Source organism: Pseudomonas sp. B7(2017) (assembly GCF_002112745.1).
Taxonomy (GTDB): domain Bacteria; phylum Pseudomonadota; class Gammaproteobacteria; order Pseudomonadales; family Pseudomonadaceae; genus Aquipseudomonas; species Aquipseudomonas ekonensis.
The window spans coordinates 66,734-85,524 of the sequence record NZ_NEIP01000013.1; the positions used below are offsets into that span (position 1 = coordinate 66,734).

At 59.9% G+C, this 18,791-nt stretch carries 14 protein-coding genes; 7 read left to right on the forward strand and 7 right to left on the reverse strand.

The window, feature by feature from the left end; translation table 11 throughout:
• Nucleotides 1-110: 110 nt before the first annotated feature.
• Nucleotides 111-2,495 (reverse strand): DUF3772 domain-containing protein, encoded by a 2,385-nt coding sequence (locus CAG29_RS21260; RefSeq protein ID WP_085585620.1) that lies wholly within the window; start codon nt 2,493-2,495, stop codon nt 111-113.
• Nucleotides 2,496-2,684: 189 nt separating this feature from the next.
• Between CAG29_RS21260 and CAG29_RS21265 the strand changes: the two genes are divergently transcribed.
• From CAG29_RS21265 to CAG29_RS21285, 5 genes are all read left to right on the forward strand, one after another.
• Nucleotides 2,685-3,032 (forward strand): hypothetical protein, encoded by a 348-nt coding sequence (locus CAG29_RS21265; RefSeq protein ID WP_085585622.1) that lies wholly within the window; start codon nt 2,685-2,687, stop codon nt 3,030-3,032.
• Nucleotides 3,033-3,132: 100 nt separating this feature from the next.
• The gene (locus CAG29_RS21270) at nt 3,133-4,389 is read left to right on the forward strand and encodes a TolC family protein (protein WP_085656453.1); all 1,257 of its coding nucleotides are present in this window, start codon (nt 3,133-3,135) and stop codon (nt 4,387-4,389) included.
• A complete protein-coding gene (locus CAG29_RS21275; RefSeq protein ID WP_085695096.1) occupies nt 4,386-5,642 on the forward strand; it encodes an efflux RND transporter periplasmic adaptor subunit in 1,257 nt (418 codons plus the stop codon). The genes CAG29_RS21270 and CAG29_RS21275 overlap by 4 nt, the downstream gene beginning before the upstream one ends.
• Nucleotides 5,639-8,797 carry an efflux RND transporter permease subunit gene (locus CAG29_RS21280; protein ID WP_085695097.1) on the forward strand — a complete coding sequence of 1,053 codons (3,159 nt, stop codon included), beginning with the start codon at nt 5,639-5,641 and terminating at the stop codon, nt 8,795-8,797. Before CAG29_RS21275 ends, CAG29_RS21280 begins: the two co-directional genes overlap by 4 nt.
• Nucleotides 8,794-9,144: a copper-binding protein gene (locus tag CAG29_RS21285; RefSeq protein ID WP_085695098.1), complete on the forward strand. Its 351-nt coding sequence runs from the start codon at nt 8,794-8,796 to the stop codon at nt 9,142-9,144. The genes CAG29_RS21280 and CAG29_RS21285 overlap by 4 nt, the downstream gene beginning before the upstream one ends.
• A 58-nt stretch (nt 9,145-9,202) precedes the next feature.
• Here the strand turns inward: CAG29_RS21285 and arsH are convergent, their stop codons facing one another.
• The 5 genes from arsH to CAG29_RS21310 form a co-directional block, all read right to left on the reverse strand.
• Nucleotides 9,203-9,895: an arsenical resistance protein ArsH gene (gene arsH / locus CAG29_RS21290; protein ID WP_085695099.1), complete on the reverse strand. Its 693-nt coding sequence runs from the start codon at nt 9,893-9,895 to the stop codon at nt 9,203-9,205.
• A gap of 12 nt (nt 9,896-9,907) precedes the next feature.
• Complete coding sequence (locus tag CAG29_RS21295; RefSeq protein WP_085632922.1) at nt 9,908-10,378, reverse strand: arsenate reductase ArsC; 471 nt, start codon at nt 10,376-10,378, stop codon at nt 9,908-9,910.
• Between the two features lie 9 nt (nt 10,379-10,387).
• Nucleotides 10,388-10,735, reverse strand: coding sequence for a metalloregulator ArsR/SmtB family transcription factor (locus CAG29_RS21300; RefSeq protein ID WP_085585636.1), 348 nt, complete (start codon nt 10,733-10,735; stop codon nt 10,388-10,390).
• A gap of 135 nt (nt 10,736-10,870) precedes the next feature.
• Nucleotides 10,871-11,491 (reverse strand): LysE family translocator, encoded by a 621-nt coding sequence (locus tag CAG29_RS21305; protein WP_085695100.1) that lies wholly within the window; start codon nt 11,489-11,491, stop codon nt 10,871-10,873.
• A gap of 43 nt (nt 11,492-11,534) precedes the next feature.
• Nucleotides 11,535-12,002, reverse strand: a complete 468-nt coding sequence (locus CAG29_RS21310) for a metallophosphoesterase family protein (protein ID WP_085695101.1) — start codon at nt 12,000-12,002, stop codon at nt 11,535-11,537.
• 158 nt (nt 12,003-12,160) lie between these two features.
• Here CAG29_RS21310 and CAG29_RS21315 point away from each other — a divergent pair, with 158 nt between their 5' ends.
• Nucleotides 12,161-14,773, forward strand: coding sequence for an AAA family ATPase (locus CAG29_RS21315; RefSeq protein WP_085695102.1), 2,613 nt, complete (start codon nt 12,161-12,163; stop codon nt 14,771-14,773).
• A gap of 492 nt (nt 14,774-15,265) precedes the next feature.
• On the forward strand, nt 15,266-15,979 hold the full coding sequence (locus tag CAG29_RS21320) for a hypothetical protein (RefSeq protein ID WP_085695103.1): 714 nt from the start codon (nt 15,266-15,268) through the stop codon (nt 15,977-15,979).
• Between the two features lie 155 nt (nt 15,980-16,134).
• Here CAG29_RS21320 and CAG29_RS21325 read toward each other — a convergent pair whose 3' ends face one another.
• Nucleotides 16,135-18,609: a hypothetical protein gene (locus tag CAG29_RS21325; protein WP_085695104.1), complete on the reverse strand. Its 2,475-nt coding sequence runs from the start codon at nt 18,607-18,609 to the stop codon at nt 16,135-16,137.
• Between the last annotated feature and the right edge of the window lie 182 nt (nt 18,610-18,791).

Genomic DNA, 18,791 nt, shown 5'->3' on the forward strand with positions numbered 1-18,791 from the left:
AAGCCAGCTCCCACAGGTTTCTGAGGTGTACAGGGATGCTGCGGGCAGCCGGGAATCCTTGTGGGAGCCAGCCTGCTGGCGATAGCGGTGGCTCAGGCAACAGCTGTGGTTCAAGCCGCAGGCGGTGGTTTCGCCAACTCGATGCCCTCGGCGCCCAGGCGTTTGAGGATCTCGAACAGCAGGTCGCTCTTGGTGATGCCGACGATCCGGGGGCTGGCGACGTAGCCGGTGACGGTCAAGGTGATGCCGTCGGGCGAGAGTTTGCTGAAGCGCACGAACGGCGCCGGTTTTTCCAGGAGGGTCTCGTGTTCGCGGTAGGTGTCCAGCAGCAGGTTCTTCACCTGCTCCGGGTCGATGTCCAGCGGGAACATCAGCTCCAGGGTCGCCACGCCCTGGGCGCTGCCGCCGAGGGTGACGTTGCGCAGGTTCTGCGAGATCAGCTGCGAATTGGGCACGATCACGATCGAGCGGTCGCTCAACTGGATCTCCGTGGCGCGCACGTTGATGCGGCGGATGTCGCCCTCCACGCCGCTGATGCTGATCAGGTCGCCGACCTTCACCGGCCGTTCGGTGAGCAGGATCAGGCCGGAGACGAAATTCTTGACGATCTCCTGCAAGCCGAAGCCGATACCCACCGACAGGGCGCTGACGATCCACGCCAGGTTCGTCCACTGCACCCCCAACGATGACAGCGTCAGCAGGATCACGAACGCATAGCCGATGTTGGAGAACAACGTGCTGAGGGACGCGCACATGCCCGGGTCCATGTCGGTCTTGGGCAGGAACTCATTGTCCAGCCAGCGGCGCAGGGCGCGGATCAGGTAGATGCCGATCATCAGCGCCAGCACCGCGTTGAGCAGATGCCCCGGCACGATGTTGAGCTTGCGCAGGCCGGCGCCGCCGAGGATCGCCACGATGTTGCTGACCAGTTGCCCGAGCGTGGTGCCGATGCCGCCGACGAACAGGGTGATCACCGTCAGCAGCAACAGCGCGGCGCGGCCGAAGCCGGCCAGCAAAATCGACAACTGATCCAGGCGCCGGTCGCTCATGCCCAGCAGGTGCTTGAGCGCCTTGCCGCTGGCGTGGCGGGGTGAGAACAGGAATTCGCAGCCGTCCTTGAACAGCTGCATCAGCAGGTAGAAACCGGTCAGGACGATGTAGCTCCAGATCAGCTCGTAGATCACGAAGCGGGCCAGGGACACGTACCCGGTGAGCAGGGCGATCAGCGAGACCACCATCGACACGCTGGTGATGGCGTAGATCGCCCCGGCCAGGGTGCTGACCTCCGCCGACGCGCCGTTGGCCATCACCAGCGCCTTGCGCACGTTGCCGGTGCGCACCAGCATCGTCACGATGATCGCCAGCACGAACAGGGCCACCAGCCCGCGGATGCCCATCACCAGTTGGCTGCTCATGCCGGCGGCGGCGCACATCTGCGACAGCGTCACCAGCACCAGCAGCGTCCCGGCCAGCAGCCGCGCAAACGGCTTGAGCGCTTTCGCCACCGGGTCGGCGATGTCTGGCAGGCGCCACGACGGGTGCTCGGTGGACAGCAATGCCCGGCTCAGGCCGGTGATCATCACGCAGGCGTACACGGTCTTCTCGAACTCGGCGGAAAAGCTCGCCAGCATCGGCGTCAACGGCTCGTTGCGGGTGCAGGCGTAGTACAGCAATTGCAGGGCCACGCCGGTGGTGAGGATGGTGGCGATCGCCGAGGCACTGGCCAGCGCGCTGCGGCGCAGGCGGCCCTCCGGCATGCGGTGGATGCAGAACTGCGCCATCTGGCGGTCGGCGAAGCGCCGGCCCAGCGTCCAGATCAGCAAGGCCAGCAGCACCAGCACCGTGGTGTAGAAACGCTGGCCGGGCTTCCACACCTCGGCGCCGGTCGCCTTCACCTGAGCGATGAATTCGCCCAGGCGCTGACGGTCGTCCGCCGACGGTTCGAGCATCGGCCGCCAGAAATCCGGGTTGAGGATGCTCAGCGTGCCCAGGGTCAGTTCGCTTTCCAGCAGGTTGCGACGGATGCCGGCGATCTGGTTGATCAGGTCGGCGGCGCTTTCCTTGAGGGTGGCCAGGTTCTTCAGGGCGGTGTCGACCCTGGCCTTCTGCGCCGTGAGCGAGGCCCGCTGCGCCGCGATGTCGGCCTGTTCCGGGGCCACGCCTTCGGCCGGCGCGGCGCCGAGCACGCCCAGTTGCACCGTCAGTTGCGCCTGTTGCGGCAGCAGCGCGGCGGAGAGCCGGTCGATGTCCAGGATGTAATCCTGCACCCGGTCCTGGGGCGCTTCGAGCTGGTTGTAGTTGCTGGCCGAGGAAATCTCCTGCTTGAGGCCGTCGAGCCGTTGTTGCAAGGCCTGCAGGTCATCCGTCGACACCCCCGGCAGCGGCGCGGCGCCGGCATCGGCGGCTTGCGCCACATCCTCGGCCGACACGCCGACGGCCATCGGGCCGAACAGCACCAGGGCGACGAACAGCAATGACTTCAAGGCGTTGCGCATGGGAAGGCTCGATTCCGGTTGATCACACAGTCTATGAGGTTAGGTGATCGAACCCGGCGCCGATGAAAAGTTTCACCACGCCCGGGGCCTGTCCGTAATCCTGGCTTAATGCCTGTCCGGTGAGATCGCCGGCACGTGTCCACCCACCCGCGTTTGCACGCACCCGAAGGCGCCACTAGACTCCTGGCCATGAAACGCTACCTGCGGCTTTGTCTCATCTTCCTGATCAGCCTGGCGCTTCCCCTCAGCGGGATGGCGGGCGTTCCGGCGCCGACCGAGCCTTGCCCGATGAAAACCATGGGCATGGCGATGATGGACGGCATGGGGATGGACTGCTGCCAGGACATGGGCAAGGACACCAAAGCCTCTCACGGCACGCCCTGCAAACCGGGCCAGGAATGCAAGACCGGCGGCCTGTTGCAGGTCGCCGTGTTCAAGCCGCCCGTCACCGTGTTCAGCCCCGTCACGCAATCCTTCTTCAGCGATTCCCTGCCGGCCTCGACCCCGTCCGGGGTGTGGCGACCGCCCCGCGCCTGATTCCTGCAATCCATTGAAACCCATTCCGCCCGACGCGGAATGAATGGGCTGTGCGCGCCGTTTGGCCCGCGCACAGCGGATGTGCACAGGAATCGACACCATGAAACTCAAGTGCTATGGCACCGGGTGGCCGCTCGCGGTCGGCCTGGTCGCCAGCGTGCTCGCCGGACCGAGCCTGGCCGGCAGCCTGACCCTCGACGAAGCGCTGCGCCTGGCCGAAACCGGCGCGCCGTCGTTGACCGCGCAGGACGCCAAGATCCAGGCCGCCGGCAGCGCGGCCATTCCGGCGGGCGAACTGCCGGACCCCAAACTGCTGCTGGGCGTGCAGAACTACCCCATCGGCGGGCCCGACCGTTGGAGCCTCGACCAGGACTTCATGACCATGCAGACGGTCGGCCTGCGCCAAGAGGTGCCCAACCGCGACAAACGCAACGCTCGCATCGAGGTCGCCGACGCGGCGGTGGAACGCGCCACCGCCGAGCGCCGGATCGAACGGCTCAAGGTGCGTCAGGCCACGGCGCTGGCCTGGATCGGCGCTTATTCGGTCGAACGCAAAGCCGCGCTGCTGGACGGCCTCAACCGGGAAAACCGCCTGCTGGCCGACACCGTCCGCGCCCGCATTGCCGGCGGCCGGGCGGAACCGGCGGACGCCGTGACGCCCAAGCAGGAAGCGGCGCAACTGGCCGAGCGCCAGGACGACCTGATCCGCGAACGCGCCCAGGCCCAAGCGGCGCTCAAGCGCTGGATCGGCCCGGCCGCCAGCGACACGCCGGCCGGCAGCCTGCCGGACTGGCCGGTGGACGCCCAGACCTTCAACCACCAACTGCAGCATCACCCGGAACTCGCCGCGTTCGCGCCCATGACCCGTGAAGCCGAGGCCAAGGTGCGGGAGGCCGTGTCGGAAAAACGCTCGGACTGGAGCTGGGAAGTGGACTACCAGCACCGGGGCCGCGAGTTCGGCGACATGGTCAGTGTGCAGCTGTCGTGGGATTTGCCGCTGTTCCCCGAGACCCGGCAGAACCCGAAGATCGCCGCCCGCCAGGCCGAACTGAGCCAGTTGGAGGCCGAGCGCGAGGCGCTGTCCCGCGAGCACACCGAGCAACTGGAAACCGACCTGGCCGAATACCAGCGGCTGGACCGTGCGGTGGCGCGCAACCGCGACAGCTTGGTGCCGCTGGCGAAGGAGAAGGCCGACCTGAGCCTGGCCAGCTACCGCGCCGGCAAGGGCGACCTCAACGCTGTGGTCAACGCCCGCCGTGAGCTGATCGAAACCCGCCTCAAGCAGATCGACGTGGAAGAACAGCGGGCCCTGACCGGCGCGCGCCTGCACTTTGCCTATGGAGACACACGCCCATGAACCTCAAACACTGGAACGGGGTACTGCTGGCCGGCCTGGCGCTGGCGATAGGCGCGGCCGGCGGCTACGGGATCGCCCGGCAAGGGCAGGGCGTTGAAGCAGTCGCTTCGGCGCCAGGCGCGCCGGCGCCGGACGAGCGCAAAGCGCTGTACTGGTACGACCCGATGTTCCCTGCGCAGAAATTCGATAAGCCCGGCAAATCGCCGTTCATGGACATGCAACTGGTGCCCCGGTACGCCAGCGGCGCGGGGGAGAGCGCCGCTGTCAGCATCGACCCCGGCCTGACCCAGAACCTGGGCCTGCGCCTGGCGCCGGTCAGCCGTGGGACGTTCGCCTCAAGCCTCGACGTGACCGGCGTGCTGGCCTTCGACGAGCGCGATGTGGCGGTGGTGCAGGCGCGCACCGCCGGGTTCGTCGAGCGGGTCTACGCCCGGGCACCCGGCGACGTGCTGCCCGCCGGCGCCGCCCTGGCGGACCTTCTGGTGCCCGACTGGGCCGCTGCGCAGACCGAGTTCCTGGCCCTGCGCCGCAGCGGCGACGCGGCGCTGCTGGCGGCGGCCCGGCAACGGCTGCAACTGAGCGGCATGCCCGCCGGCCTGATCGCCCAAGTGGAGCGCAGCGGCAAGGTGCAAGCCAACCTGACCGTCACCAGCCCGCTGGGCGGTGTGTTGCAGGAACTCAACCTGCGCACCGGCATGACCGTGGCCACCGGCGAGACCCTGGCCCGGATCAACGGGCTGGGCAACGTCTGGCTGGCGGTGGCCGTGCCGGAATCGGAAACCGGCTCGATCAGCGCCGGGCAAACCGTCGAAGCGCGGTTGCCGGCGTTTCCCGGCACGGTGCTGCGCGGCACGGTCAGCGCGATCCTGCCGCAGACCAACCCCGACAGCCGCACCCTGCGCGTGCGGGTCGAACTGCCCAACCCGGCCGGCCGCCTGCGGCCCGGCATGACGGCGCAAGTGCGCCTGACCCGTACCACCGCGCAAAGCGTGCTGTGGGTGCCGAGCGAAGCGGTGATCCGCACCGGCCGGCGTGCGCTGGTGATGCTCGCCGAAGACGGCGGCCGCTACCGCCCGGTGGAGGTGCGACTGGGCCAGGAAAGCGACGGCAAGACCGCGATCCTCGGCGGCCTGGAAGACGGGCAGCAAGTGGTCGCCTCCGGCCAGTTCCTGCTCGACTCCGAAGCCAGCCTCAAGGGCATCGTCACCGCGCCGCTGGACACCGACGGTAACGCAGCGGGGAACCAGCCATGATCGCCGCACTGATCCGCTGGTCCGTCGCCAACCGCTTCCTGGTGCTGTTGGCCACATTGTTCGTCACCGCGTGGGGCGTGTGGTCGGTGCAGAGCACGCCCATCGACGCGCTGCCGGACCTGTCCGACGTGCAGGTGATCATCCGCACGCCGTACCCCGGCCAGGCGCCGCAGATCGTCGAGAATCAGGTCACTTATCCGCTGTCCACGACGATGCTGTCGGTGCCCGGCGCGAAGACCGTGCGCGGCTATTCGTTCTTCGGCGACAGCTTCGTGTATGTGCTGTTCGAGGACGGCACCGACCTGTACTGGGCCCGCTCGCGGGTGCTGGAGTACCTGAGCCAGATCCAAGGCCGCCTGCCGGCCAACGCCAAACCGGCGCTGGGCCCGGACGCCACCGGGGTCGGCTGGATCTACCAGTACGCGCTGGTGGACCGCAGCGGCGGGCATGACCTGGCGCAGTTGCGCGCCCTGCAGGACTGGTTCCTCAAGTTCGAGCTCAAGACCCTGCCCAACGTCGCCGAAGTCGCCACGGTGGGCGGCATGGTCAAGCAGTATCAGGTGCAGCCGGATCCGGTCAGGCTGGCCAGCCTCGGCATCACCCTGGCCGAAGTGCGCGAGGCCATCGCCCAGGCCAACCAGGAAACCGGCGGCGCCGTGCTGGAAATGGCCGAGACCGAGTTCATCGTCCGTGCCTCCGGCTACCTCAAGACCCTCGACGACTTCCGGGCGATCCCGCTCAAGCTCGGCGCGGGCGGGGTGCCGGTGACCCTGGGCGACGTCGCCACGGTGCAGACCGGCCCGGAAACGCGCCGGGGCATCACCGAGCTCGACGGCCAGGGCGAAACCGTCGGCGGCGTGGTGATCCTGCGCAGCGGCAAGAACGCCCGCGAGACCATCGCGGCGGTCAAGGCCAAGCTCGACGACATGAAAAGCAGCCTGCCGGCCGGCGTGGAGATCGTCACCACCTACGATCGCAGCAAGCTCATCGACCGCGCCGTGGACAACCTCAGCCACAAACTGCTGGAGGAGTTCATCGTGGTGGCGCTGGTGTGCGGGATCTTCCTGTGGCACCTGCGCTCGTCGCTGGTGGCGATCATCTCGCTGCCGGTGGGCGTGCTGATCGCGTTCATCGTCATGCGCCACCAGGGGCTCAACGCCAACATCATGTCGCTGGGCGGGATCGCCATCGCCATCGGCGCCATGGTCGACGCCGCCGTGGTGATGATCGAGAACGCGCACAAGAAGATCGAAGCCTGGCACGCGGCCAATCCGGGGCAAGACCTCAAAGGTGAGCGCCACTGGCAGGTGATGACCGAAGCGGCGGCGGAGGTGGGGCCGGCGCTGTTCTTCTGCCTGCTGATCATCACCTTGTCGTTCATCCCGGTGTTCACCCTGCAAGCGCAGGAAGGGCGGCTGTTCGGCCCGCTGGCGTTCACCAAGACCTACGCCATGGCCGCGGCGGCGGGGCTGTCGGTGACGCTGGTGCCGGTGCTGATGGGCTACTGGATCCGCGGCAAGATCCCCGACGAGCGCCGCAACCCGCTCAACCGCTGGCTGATCCGGCTCTACCAACCGGCGCTGGACGCCGTGCTGCGTCGGCCGAAGCTGACCTTGGCGGTGGCGCTGCTGGTGTTCGTCAGCGCGGCGTGGCCGATGTCGCGGCTGGGTGGTGAGTTCCTGCCGCCGCTGGATGAAGGTGATCTGTTGTACATGCCGTCGGCGCTGCCGGGGCTGTCGGCGCAGAAAGCCGCGCAACTGCTGCAGCAGACCGACCGCCTGATCAAGACCGTGCCCGAGGTCGAGCACGTGTTCGGCAAGGCCGGGCGCGCCGAATCGGCCACCGACCCGGCGCCGCTGGAGATGTTCGAGACCACCATCCAGTTCAAGCCCCACGCGCAATGGCGCCCCGGCATGACCCCGGAAAAACTGGTGGAAGAACTCGACCGCGTGGTGCGGGTGCCGGGCCTGACCAACATCTGGATTCCGCCGATCCGCAACCGTATCGACATGCTCGCCACCGGGATCAAGAGCCCCATCGGCGTGAAGGTCGCCGGCAACGACCTGACCCAGATCGACGCCGCGACCCAAGCCGTGGAGCGCGCCGCCAAAGGCGTGCCCGGCGTCAGCTCGGCCCTGGCCGAACGCCTGACCGGCGGGCGCTACATCGACGTGGACATCGACCGCAGCGCCGCCGCCCGCTACGGCCTGAACATCACCGACGTGCAAGCCATCGTGGCCGGCGCCGTCGGCGGCGAGAACGTCGGCGAAACCCTCGAAGGCCTGGCGCGTTTCCCGATCAACGTGCGCTACCCGCGCGAATGGCGCGATACCCCCACGGCCCTGGAGCAACTGCCGGTGTACACGCCGTCCGGCAGCCAGGTCACCCTGGGGATGCTGGCGAAGGTCAAGGTCACCGACGGCCCGCCGATGCTCAAGAGCGAAAACGCCCGGCCGTCCGGCTGGGTGTACATCGACGTGCGCGGCCGCGACATCGCCTCGGTGGTCGGCGACCTGCGCCGGGCGGTCGGCGAGCAGGTCAAGCTGCAGCCCGGCATGAGCCTGAGCTACTCGGGCCAGTTCGAGTTTCTGGAACGGGCCAACGCCCGCCTGAAACTGGTGGTGCCGGCCACGCTGCTGATCATCTTCGTGCTGCTGTACCTGACCTTCGCCCGCTTCGACGAAGCCCTGCTGATCATGGCCACGCTGCCCTTCGCGCTGACGGGCGGGGCGTGGTTCCTGTACCTGCTGGGCTACAACCTGTCGGTCGCCACCGGGGTCGGCTTCATCGCGTTGGCCGGGGTGTCCGCCGAGTTCGGCGTGATCATGCTGCTGTACCTGAAAAACGCCTGGGCCGAACGCCAGGACCAAGGCGAAAACGGCGAAGCCGATCTTGTCGCCGCCATCCGCGAAGGCGCCGTGCAACGCGTGCGCCCCAAGGCCATGACCGTGGCCGTGATCATCGCCGGCCTGCTGCCGATCCTGCTGGGCAGCGGCACCGGCAGCGAAGTCATGAGCCGCATCGCCGCGCCCATGGTCGGCGGCATGGTCACCGCGCCGCTGCTGTCCCTGTTCGTCATCCCGGCGGCGTATCGCCTGATGCGCCGTCGCCGCCTGCCCGTTGCACACACTCAACCTGAAGGAGTCACCCCATGAAACTCATCCCCATCACCGTCGCCGGCACCCTGGTCGCCTTCGCGTTCGCCGCCGGGGCAGACGACATGCCCGGCATGAACATGGACGGCATGCCCAACATGCAAACGACCCCCGCCACCCAGCAAACCCCGGCGGCCGAGGCCCAAGGCACGATCAAGGCCCTCGACCCCGACAAACACACCGTGACCATCGCCCACGGCGAAGTCCCCACCCTGCAATGGCCGCCGATGACCATGGGCTTTGCCGCCACCTCGGCGCAGTTGGCCGGGTTGGCGGTGGGGGATCGGGTGAGGTTTTCGTTTCGGATGGAGGGGAGTAAAGCGGTGATCGTTTCGATCAAGCAGTAAGGTGCAGGCGTAAAAAAACCGGCGCGAGGGTTCGCGCCGGTTTTTATTTGTGCGGTGTTCAGATCGACCGCTGATTCACCCGCTCCGTCAGCGCCTGCGCCGACTCCTTGCGTTCCGAATAACGGTCCACCAGGTCCGGCCGCTCGCGCAGCAGCAGCGTGAACTTCACCAGTTCCTCCATGACGTCCACCACGCGGTCGTACAGCGCGGAGGGCTTCATGCGGTTGTGTTCATCGAACTCCAAGAACGCCTTGGGCACCGACGACTGGTTGGGGATGGTGAACATCCGCATCCAGCGGCCCAGCACGCGCAACTGGTTGACCACGTTGAACGACTGCGAACCGCCGCACACCTGCATCACCGCCAGGGTCTTGCCCTGGGTCGGGCGGATCGCGCCGAGGGCCAGCGGCACCCAGTCGATCTGCGCCTTGAACACCGCCGACATTGCGCCATGGCGTTCCGGCGAACACCAGACCTGGCCTTCCGACCACTGCATCAGCGTCAGCAGCTCCTGCACCTTGGGATGGTCGCTCGGCGCGTCGTCCGGCAACGGCAGGCCCGACGGATTGAAGATCCGCGTCTCGGCCCCGAAATGCTCCAGCAGCCGCGCGGCTTCCTCCACCAGCAAACGGCTGAACGAGCGCGGGCGGTTGGAGCCGTAAAGCAACAGGATGCGCGGCTTGTGCGCGGTCGCTTCCCGGTCGCCGGTTTGAATCAATGAAAGGTCGAGGTTAGGCAGCTGGGCAGTCATAAAAGGCTCCGGTTACAGGGTGCCGATGCGGTCGAGCTCACGCTTGAGCGCGTCCCGGTCCAGTTGGGCGAAGGGCAGGGCGAAGAAGGCGCGGCAGCGGGTGTCGATGCGGGCCAGGGTGGCGTGGAAGGCCGCGCGGACGGCGGCCTCGTCGCCCACCACGTCCGACGGATCCTCCAGCCCCCAATGGGCCTTCAGCGCCGGGCCGAAGTACACCGGGCAGGCTTCCCCGGCGGCCTTGTCACACACGGTGATGACGATGTCCGGCGGGTTCGCCGCAAAGGCGTCGTTGCCTTTGCTGCTCAACCCCTCGACGGCAATGCCGGCCTCGCGCAGCGTGGTCAGGCTGCGCGGCAGCACCTGGCCCTTGGGGAAACTGCCGGCGCTGACCGCCTCGAAACCCGCGGGCGCCAGGTGATTGAACAGCGCCTCGGACAGGATGCTGCGGCAACTGTTGGCGGTGCACATGAACAGAACACGCATGATGATTCCTCAGCAGCAGGCGGTTGAATTGAGCGGGCGATCCCCCATGGCCGCGAGCCGCGCCGTGTTGTCCGCAAGCCACGCCGCGTTGGCCGCCAGCGTGAGGTCCAGCATCTCGCGCACCCAGGCCGGCAACTGTGGATTGAGCCGGTAATACACCCACTGGCCCTGACGCCGGTCGAGCAACAGCCCGCAGGTGCGCAGCTGCGCCAGGTGCCGGGAAATCTTCGGTTGGCTGTCGTCCAGCGCACACACCAGCTCGCACACGCACAACTCGCCTTCGCGGGCGATCAACAGCGTTGCGCGGGCACGGGTCTCGTCGGCCAGGCATTTGAAAACGGAGGCGGGGTTGAGCATGGGGGAGGGCTCGGGGATATGTGAGGGTGCGAATATACGGATATCCATATATGTCGGGCAAGGGCTGTTTTGAAACGAACGCGGGTTATCGGACGAGATAACCCGCTTGTAGAGAGGGACGAGGCTGCATCGGCCTCAACGCTTGCTGAACGCCAACCGCGCCGCAAACAGCACAAAGATCATCCCGGTGGTGCGGTCCATCCAGCGGATCACGCTCTCGCGGCGCAGAAACCCCGACAGCGGCTGCGTCGCGCCGATCAGCACCATCGACCACACCAGCCCCAGCACCACATGAATGCTCACCAGCCCGAACGTCCACGCCACCAGCGGCTGCCCCTGGGGAATGAACTGCGGCAGAAACGACACATAGAAAATCCCGACCTTGGGGTTGAGCACATTGCCCAGCATCCCCTTCAGGAACCAGTTGCCCCCGGCCTTGCCGCTGGCCTCGGCCGGCGCCAGCGAACGGCGAGGGCGCAGCAGCATGTTCACCCCGAGCCACGCCAGGTACGCCGCGCCGCAATACTTCAGCAGGTTGTAGCCCAACTCCGACACCGCAATCAGCGCCCCCAACCCGAACGCCACCGCCGCACCCCACACCAGGCACCCGGCATTGATCCCTATCGCCGCCCGAAACGCCTGCCGCTTGCCCTCCACCGTGGCGGTGCGCAACACCAACGCCGTGTCGAGCCCCGGCGTGAGGGTCAACAGCGTGGCGGCAAACGTGAAGGCAAGAAGGTTGTCGGCGATGGACATGACGGCACAGGCTCCGGGTGAAGGTGCGGGCACGTTAGCCTGTTCAGGCCGGCGGATCCAGCAACGACACCAACCGCGCCTCCAGCGAACCGCCGTCCACCTCCAGCAACACCAACGTCACCGGCAACCTGAACCGCCGAGGCCCGGCACTGCCGGGGTTGATGTACAACCGCCCGTCGCGCCGCTCGATCAAGGGTTTGTGGGAATGGCCGGTGATGACAAGTGAAATGGCCGGGTCGAGATCGGCGGGGACGTCGGCGATGTTGTGCACGAGGAGGGTGGGGTGGCCGTGCAGGTCGAAGGTGAGCAGGTCGGGCAGATCCTGCGCCCAGGGACTGTTCACGTCGTTGTTGCCGCGCACGGCGTGGACGGGGGCGATGGCGGCGAGTTGGGTGAGGATGTCCGGGTTGCCGATGTCACCGGCGTGGATGATGAGGGAACAGCCTTGGATCGCGGCCAGGGCTTCGGGGCGGAGGAGGTTGTGGGTGTCGGAGAGGATGGCGGTGGGCATGGGGGGATCCCGGGTTTTTATAGGTGAAATGCGGAGAGCCAACTTGAACATTCTTTTGCCGTTTTCTTCCTGACTCACGTTTATCTGCTAGACATGATGAAGGCAAGTTGCCGCTTTGTATTCATAGGTGTGGTTGTACTGCGCCAAGGAGTAGGTGGGTGACGATAATTCAGGAAATACAAGCGTGGTCTAAAGGGCTGCCTGCTTGGCAGCAAGATGCAATCGCTCGTCTCTACCATGACCGCGTGCTCAGCTCCTCCGATCTCGACGATCTCTATGCTTTAGCCAAAGCCGCATCAGGGCTCCCTGATCCTGAGGGGCGAAGCTGCAAGAAGCTTGAGGATGCACTAATAGCTCAATCTAGCGATTTGGCAAGGCTAGTTCAGGTAACTGCGATCAAGAAGCTTCTCAATGTAAATGCTTTAGCTAATGGGGGAAGTGTCCCAATTTCCCCAATTGGCCTAACCGTTATTTACGGGGAGAACGGTACAGGGAAATCGGGCTACTCTCGGGTATTCAAACATGCGTGTCGCGCTAGGGATCGTCGTGAGCCAATTCTTCCCAACGCTAACCTAAATCCTAAGACTGCCGGTGTCGCTCAAGCTGTATTTGAAACTTTAATCGATGGTGTTGCTACAGATCTCCCTTGGCAATACGGTGGTGTTGCACCTGAACCACTTTCGGATATTGCAATTTTTGATACTTATTGTGCTCGTGCATACATTGATAATTATGGTGATTTTGCTTATGCGCCATATGGGTTAGATATTCTGGAAGGTTTGGCTGGTACATGTAACAAGCTTAAAACTCGTGCCATTCAGGAGAAAGCTGCAAATGCCCCAACTGATGCAGCTTATGCCGCCCTTGCGAGAGACCAGACACGAGTTGCTGCAGCATTACTCGGTATCCCGAGCACCACCCTCCCCGAGCAAATAGAGGCCTTGGCTACACTCGCGCCAGTCGAGATGGATAGATTAAATCTCTTGACTAAAACACTTGCTGAAGCAGATCCAAAGCAAAAAGCACAAGCATTGCGCCAAAAAGCAACGCGCTTCTTGGGTTTAAAGGATCGCTTAGCTACAGCAATTCCATTAGTTGGTGATAGTGCGGTCAATCAACTTAAGCAGTTAATTGAGAAGTCAAATGCTGCAAAAGCTGCGGCGGAGTTAGCTGCTCAGGAGTTTAAGAGAACGCCGGGTCAACTTGCGGGCACTGGAAGTGAAGAATGGAAGGCGCTGTTTGAAGCGGCCAGAGTTTTCGCTTTGCAGAGCCATCCTGGCCATGAGTTTCCAGAGCTTTCTGAAAAGTCTGAATGCCCTCTTTGCCAAAATGATCTTGGCAGGGAGGGGGTCGCGAGATTAGTCCGCTTTGATGCGTTCATTAAACAGGCAGCTGAAAGGGCTGCGAAGGAGGCCCGCGATACTGCGGCCAAAGCGTACAAAGTAGTACAAAAGGCTGGGCTTGATGTGATGTTTCGCGACGGGCTGGTAGAAGAGTTAACTGAGCTGGCTCCCGAACTCGCGGCAAACTGTACATTGATGCAGACATGTCTAAACACCCGACAGACTTCGATTCTTCGAGCTGCTGCGAGTGAAATTAAGTGGGAGGAGATAGTGGCACTCCCGATGGATCCGTGCCCAAATTTATCCATTATGATCGATGACTTACTAAATCAATCCAAAGCGCTGGACGCTACGGCTGATGAAAAAGTTAGAGCTCAAATGACGTCGGAGAAGCGAGAGTTAGATGCGCGAGTACATTTGGGTGAGATTAAACCTTCTGTTTTGGAAACGATGGCCAAGTATGAGGTGAGTCGAAAGCTGCAATTGTGCATTGATGGCTTTGACACCCGAGCTATCTCCAGAAAATCTACCGAACTTTCACGGACTACCGCTAGTCAGGAACTGGCGGACGCTCTTAACGACGAGTTAAAACAACTCAAGTTGCATCAGCTCCAAATTGTGATGAAGCCAGAGTCGCCAGGGGGTAAAACCCAATTTAAGCTCGTTTTGCAATTGCCTGGCGGAGGTACTCCAGCGGCTATTCTCAGTGAAGGGGAGCAGCGAGCTATCGCTATTGCATCCTTCCTTGCCGAGATCAGGCTTGGTAAAGGGCGTGGTGGAATAGTTTTAGATGATCCGGTCTCATCACTAGATCACAGACGCAGGTGGGAGGTTGCAGAGCGCTTAGCTTTGGAGGCACTACAACGGCAGGTGATTATCTTTACTCACGATATCTATTTTCTTTGCATTTTGGAGCAGAAAGCTGAGGAGCTTGGAGCCCAGTTGACCAAGAATTACATTCGTCGCACCGCAGACGGATATGGTGTGCACTCTCAGGATCTGCCATTCGACGTTATCGGAACAAAAGAACGTCTGGCAAGACTTCGACAAGAGTTGGTTGAGGTTCGAAAAGCACAGAAAAGTGGAGATGAAGATGAGCATCGTCGCTTGACCGCAGCTTGCTACGGTCGATTGCGTCTGGCATGGGAAAGATGTGTTGAAGAAGTTTTGCTAAACGGAGCAGTCCAAAGATTTGGCGAGGGTGTGTCGACACAGCGTCTGAAATTGGTCGTTGTCACCGACGATGATTATCGAGAAGTAGATAGTGGGATGACTAAGAGCTCAAAGTTTGAGCATGACGCGGCATCGCAAGTTGGAAGGCTTCCAATACCAGAACCTGACGAACTGGAGGCGGATATAGAAAGGCTAGCGGCGTGGAGGAGTACTCTAGATAAGCGTTCTAAAGAAACAGCTAAGGCTAGGGGCTAGCTAATGTTTGGGCCTATCCCGTGTCAACGAATGGGGCTTTATCTAATCACGGTTCACACCTCCAGCAGCACCGGCGTATCCGGCAACTTGAATCGCCGAGGCCGGCGCTGCCGAGGTTGATATGCAACCTCGCTTCGCGCCGTTCGTTCAGGAGGAGGCGATGATGACGATTTGGATGGGCGGGGCGAGATCGGTGGGGACGTTGATTTTGGATGAGGAAGATGGGGGAGCGAAAGTCGCAGCTGAGTAGATCGGGGAATAGGGGCGGGCGAGGGCGGAGAGTTGAGGATGTCGGGGTCGCCATGTCGCCCGTGTGAATGATGCGGGAGCGGCCAAGGCTTCAAGACGTTGTGGGTGTTGGAGAGGATAGTGCTGGGAAGGGCTACTTTCGGCCAAAGGCTGTCAAACAGGCTCTGCAAGATTGATGGCAACTCACCGCTTCAACCTGCGTTGAGTTAAAATTGTCGGCCACTCACATCAAACGTCATCTATATGAACTTCAAAGCTCTCGTTGTCGCCGCAATTATCGCTGTCTCCGCGATCGGGATAATTTGCTTTATCTATATCCTTGCATTCGGAACAACTCGCTCTGCGGATCCCGCGATCTGGGGGCAGTTTGGCGACTACTTCGGAGGAGTATTGAATCCGCTGTTCGCCCTTGCTGCGTTCTTATCTGCACTTTGGTCGATTAGCTTGCAGCAACGAGAATCTCGATTCGCCTCAAAGCAACTGGCGGAACAAACCGAGATTGCACTGAAAGAACTGGAGACACTGAGCTCCGAGAGGTTAGGAGAGGAATTCCTGCTCGTGATTCGGGATATTGATCAGCGACTCTCCACTCTGCTTCTAGAGGTCATATCCCCTCCGCATGCGTCTCAGATGGTCACAATCTTTCAAATGGTTGCTGAGGCTGACCGTATTGCGATGCACGGTGGGAGTTCTCCCGCGTTCACTGAATTCCTTCACTTCGCGAACGCTCCTGGTTCGGTAGTGGAAGCACCTGTTCGTGAAGTCAAATATCTCGTGAACAAACTGCGAGAGTTCTTGGATCTCTACTCAAAACACAAGGCAAAAGGCTTCGCGCCGGTTCTCGTATATTACGCTGACAAAGCCTATCAGCTCATGAACTTGCTAGAGGCGATTGGAGGAATGCCTCCTGATACTCGAGTATTTTTTGCGAGCGTTAGCACCACTCCCCATGGCTAAGCTCTTTCCTTTCCGCAAAAGTGATGACTCTTGCTACTTGTCCCATATATAAAGCGCCAAGATGGAGATGGATCTATTTTATATAGATATGTCTCCATCTTGGCGAAAAAATGCGAAGCTGCTTACTTTATTTTTCTTTTGTTTGTTTTTGAGTTTTATCTATGCTGGGTGGATCGGTTTCCAATGTGGTTGGAGACCGTGAGAAAGGAATTTTCCTGTCCATTAATCAACCCAATAAAGTCAAAATAGTTAACATTTATATTTGACAAAAGCCATTGTGTTTTTAGGTAGTCTCTGAAGACAACAGTTTTTGTATACCTGTCATTTATAGAGAAGGAAGCTGCCAGGCTGCAGACTATTTCTCTTGCCGCCTCGTCGAAAATTGGGGTGTCAGTTGACATTGCATCTAAAAACGCAAACGAGCCTGCCCAGTGACGTACATGATAAATCCCAACAGATGTCGCTCTATAATGTAGTTGGTCGTGGCGCTCATGCTCCGCAACCTGTATTTCACGATAATGTGCGTATGGCGTTTCAATTAGTCGTTTCGCAGCCAGAGCTTTGAAAGCCCTACTGATTTGATCATCTACGTAACCATGGCCAGTAAACTCCGCAGTTATGTTTCTACCAGATAGAAAGCCATCATTGTCTACAATTCCTGTGTTGGAACTCAGATAGGCAATAATAAGAAGTGATAGGAAGTGTTCGCGCGGATCTGCTGCGCCCATAACATCAAATATGTTGCACGCAACTAATGATGACTGCGAATTGAAGTAGGCGTACTCGCCTAGCAGACTATGCTTTGTAAACTCATGAAGTGGTATTCTGTACGCGCCCCTTTCTTCTTCAATTTTTACTATTTTCTTAGAGTCAACATTAGGGCTTCCAAAAAAACCAGTTATCAGTTCGATAACCGAACGGGTATTTCCTCCGGTTATATTGCTCAAGAATTGTTTAATGGAATCGCTGGTTCTTATTGATCGCAAAGTTGCATTCAAGAAAAGTACGACATTTTTCAAGTTTAGTCTAATGTCTTGCAAGGCAGCTGGTGCCACTTTGCCCTCAGCGACTCTTACAGCAAAAATTAGTCTTTTCTGGATTACTTCGTCGGCGGGTGGGGGAGATATGGTGAGAACCTTGTTTTGATATGCAGAAAGTGCACCTGTCGTTTTTGAGAGATAAAATGTACTAGGTCGCAATGCCACGAATACTGATAGGTTTCTAGATGCTGCAAACTCCTGGGCAATAAGGAACGTTTCTTGCTGTACTTCAAATGAGCGCTGGTCAGCATTGTCCAGAACCATTATGATTTGTTTGCTTCGGCCACGACTTAGATGTCCCAGTGCTGCCTGTAAATGCATATCCTTTTGATCAATTTTTTTAGTTAGAAATCGTGCTCGCTCTAAATTGTACTGTTCTGGGTTTGAATTTTTTAGGCTTCCATTGACAGTGCTGTCGAAGTCTATCAGGTCCTTGTGGTATATCGCATTTGCAAAATTTGCAGTATTGATGTCGATACTGTATTTGGTTTTAAGTATTCTTGGGACTTCCTCTAGTATGTAGGTTTTTATATCTCGGCTCAAAGTCGCCTTTATTCCGAGGTTGATGTTTAGGAAGTAAGTATTTGCCTGGTCTGTGCTGGAAAGGCTTTCAAATAAATTTTCAAAAAATGACGTTTTTCCGACGCCTACATCTCCAATTACGACTATGGGGCGAGAACCCATTTTTCCAAGTAGGGAAGGGTCGTTAATTTGTAAATTTCCATTTTGATCGATCCCTGTAATCTCATCGAGGGCTGAGGGTGCAACGCCGAGTTCGCCGGCCCGTCGGTAACGAGCGGTAATTATGCTTTTACTTAAAAGGAGATGCCTGTTATTGGCCTCAATGCCGATATAGCACTCTTTGTAGAAGTCGGACTTCAGCTCGGGGTTGTCCTCGATCTCTTCAAGAAGTAGAGATGATAACGATCTTAGATTCTCTTGAAATTCATTCCTGTATCGATATTTGAAAGGTTCGGCGATTACTGTAGAGCCTTTGGGGGGTATTCTCGGGTTACGATGAAGTGCTAGGTCTCGGTTCGCATGGTTTTCCTCTATTCCCTCTGGTGACAGTAATTTCCATAGAAGCGGAAAGTAGTCAATATACGACTGAAAACCATTAAAGAAGTAGCATTCGCCTTCTAAGGGACGGAGTCCCGGAGTGATTGCTTGAAAAATTGCAATCTGTGGCCCATTGCAGATAATCGCGATTTGTGCACCTTTTATTGCGCAGTAGGGAATGACCTGGGTTATGGCATCTTTAAAATTTTTGGATGCGGTAATTAAAGGTTGAAGCTTTCGAAGCAAAATGGTTGAGTTGGAAGGGGGGATGTCAAAAAGAATTGCCTCTTTTTTTGCTTCTAAAATTGCCTTCACGGGCAGCCCCAGTGCGTAATCCGCCCTGCCGTTCAGCTCATCCGTTAGCTCAACAGTAATATTAGGCTTTTCCCATCCCAAACACTCAGTCAGCAATCTGTCAATAAACTGAAATCGGTTTTGTGCCTCATTCCAATGTTCACTCCCAATGGGGTGGTTTTCTAATATTTTGCGCAGGCACACCATTCCCTCGGTCATTTCAAATGGTGCTCGCATAAGTTTCTCCCTGATGATCTGATAATGCTAATCACCATAGATCAAAGCACGAAAAAGAAAAGCCTACGTCTATCCAGCTAATGAAGCTGGTGCTTGAAAACACCGTTGATACCTATTTTTTCGTGCATTCGAAGTCAATCACGCCGTCACCTGACAGTTTCTCTTGGCTGCTAGTGAATGAC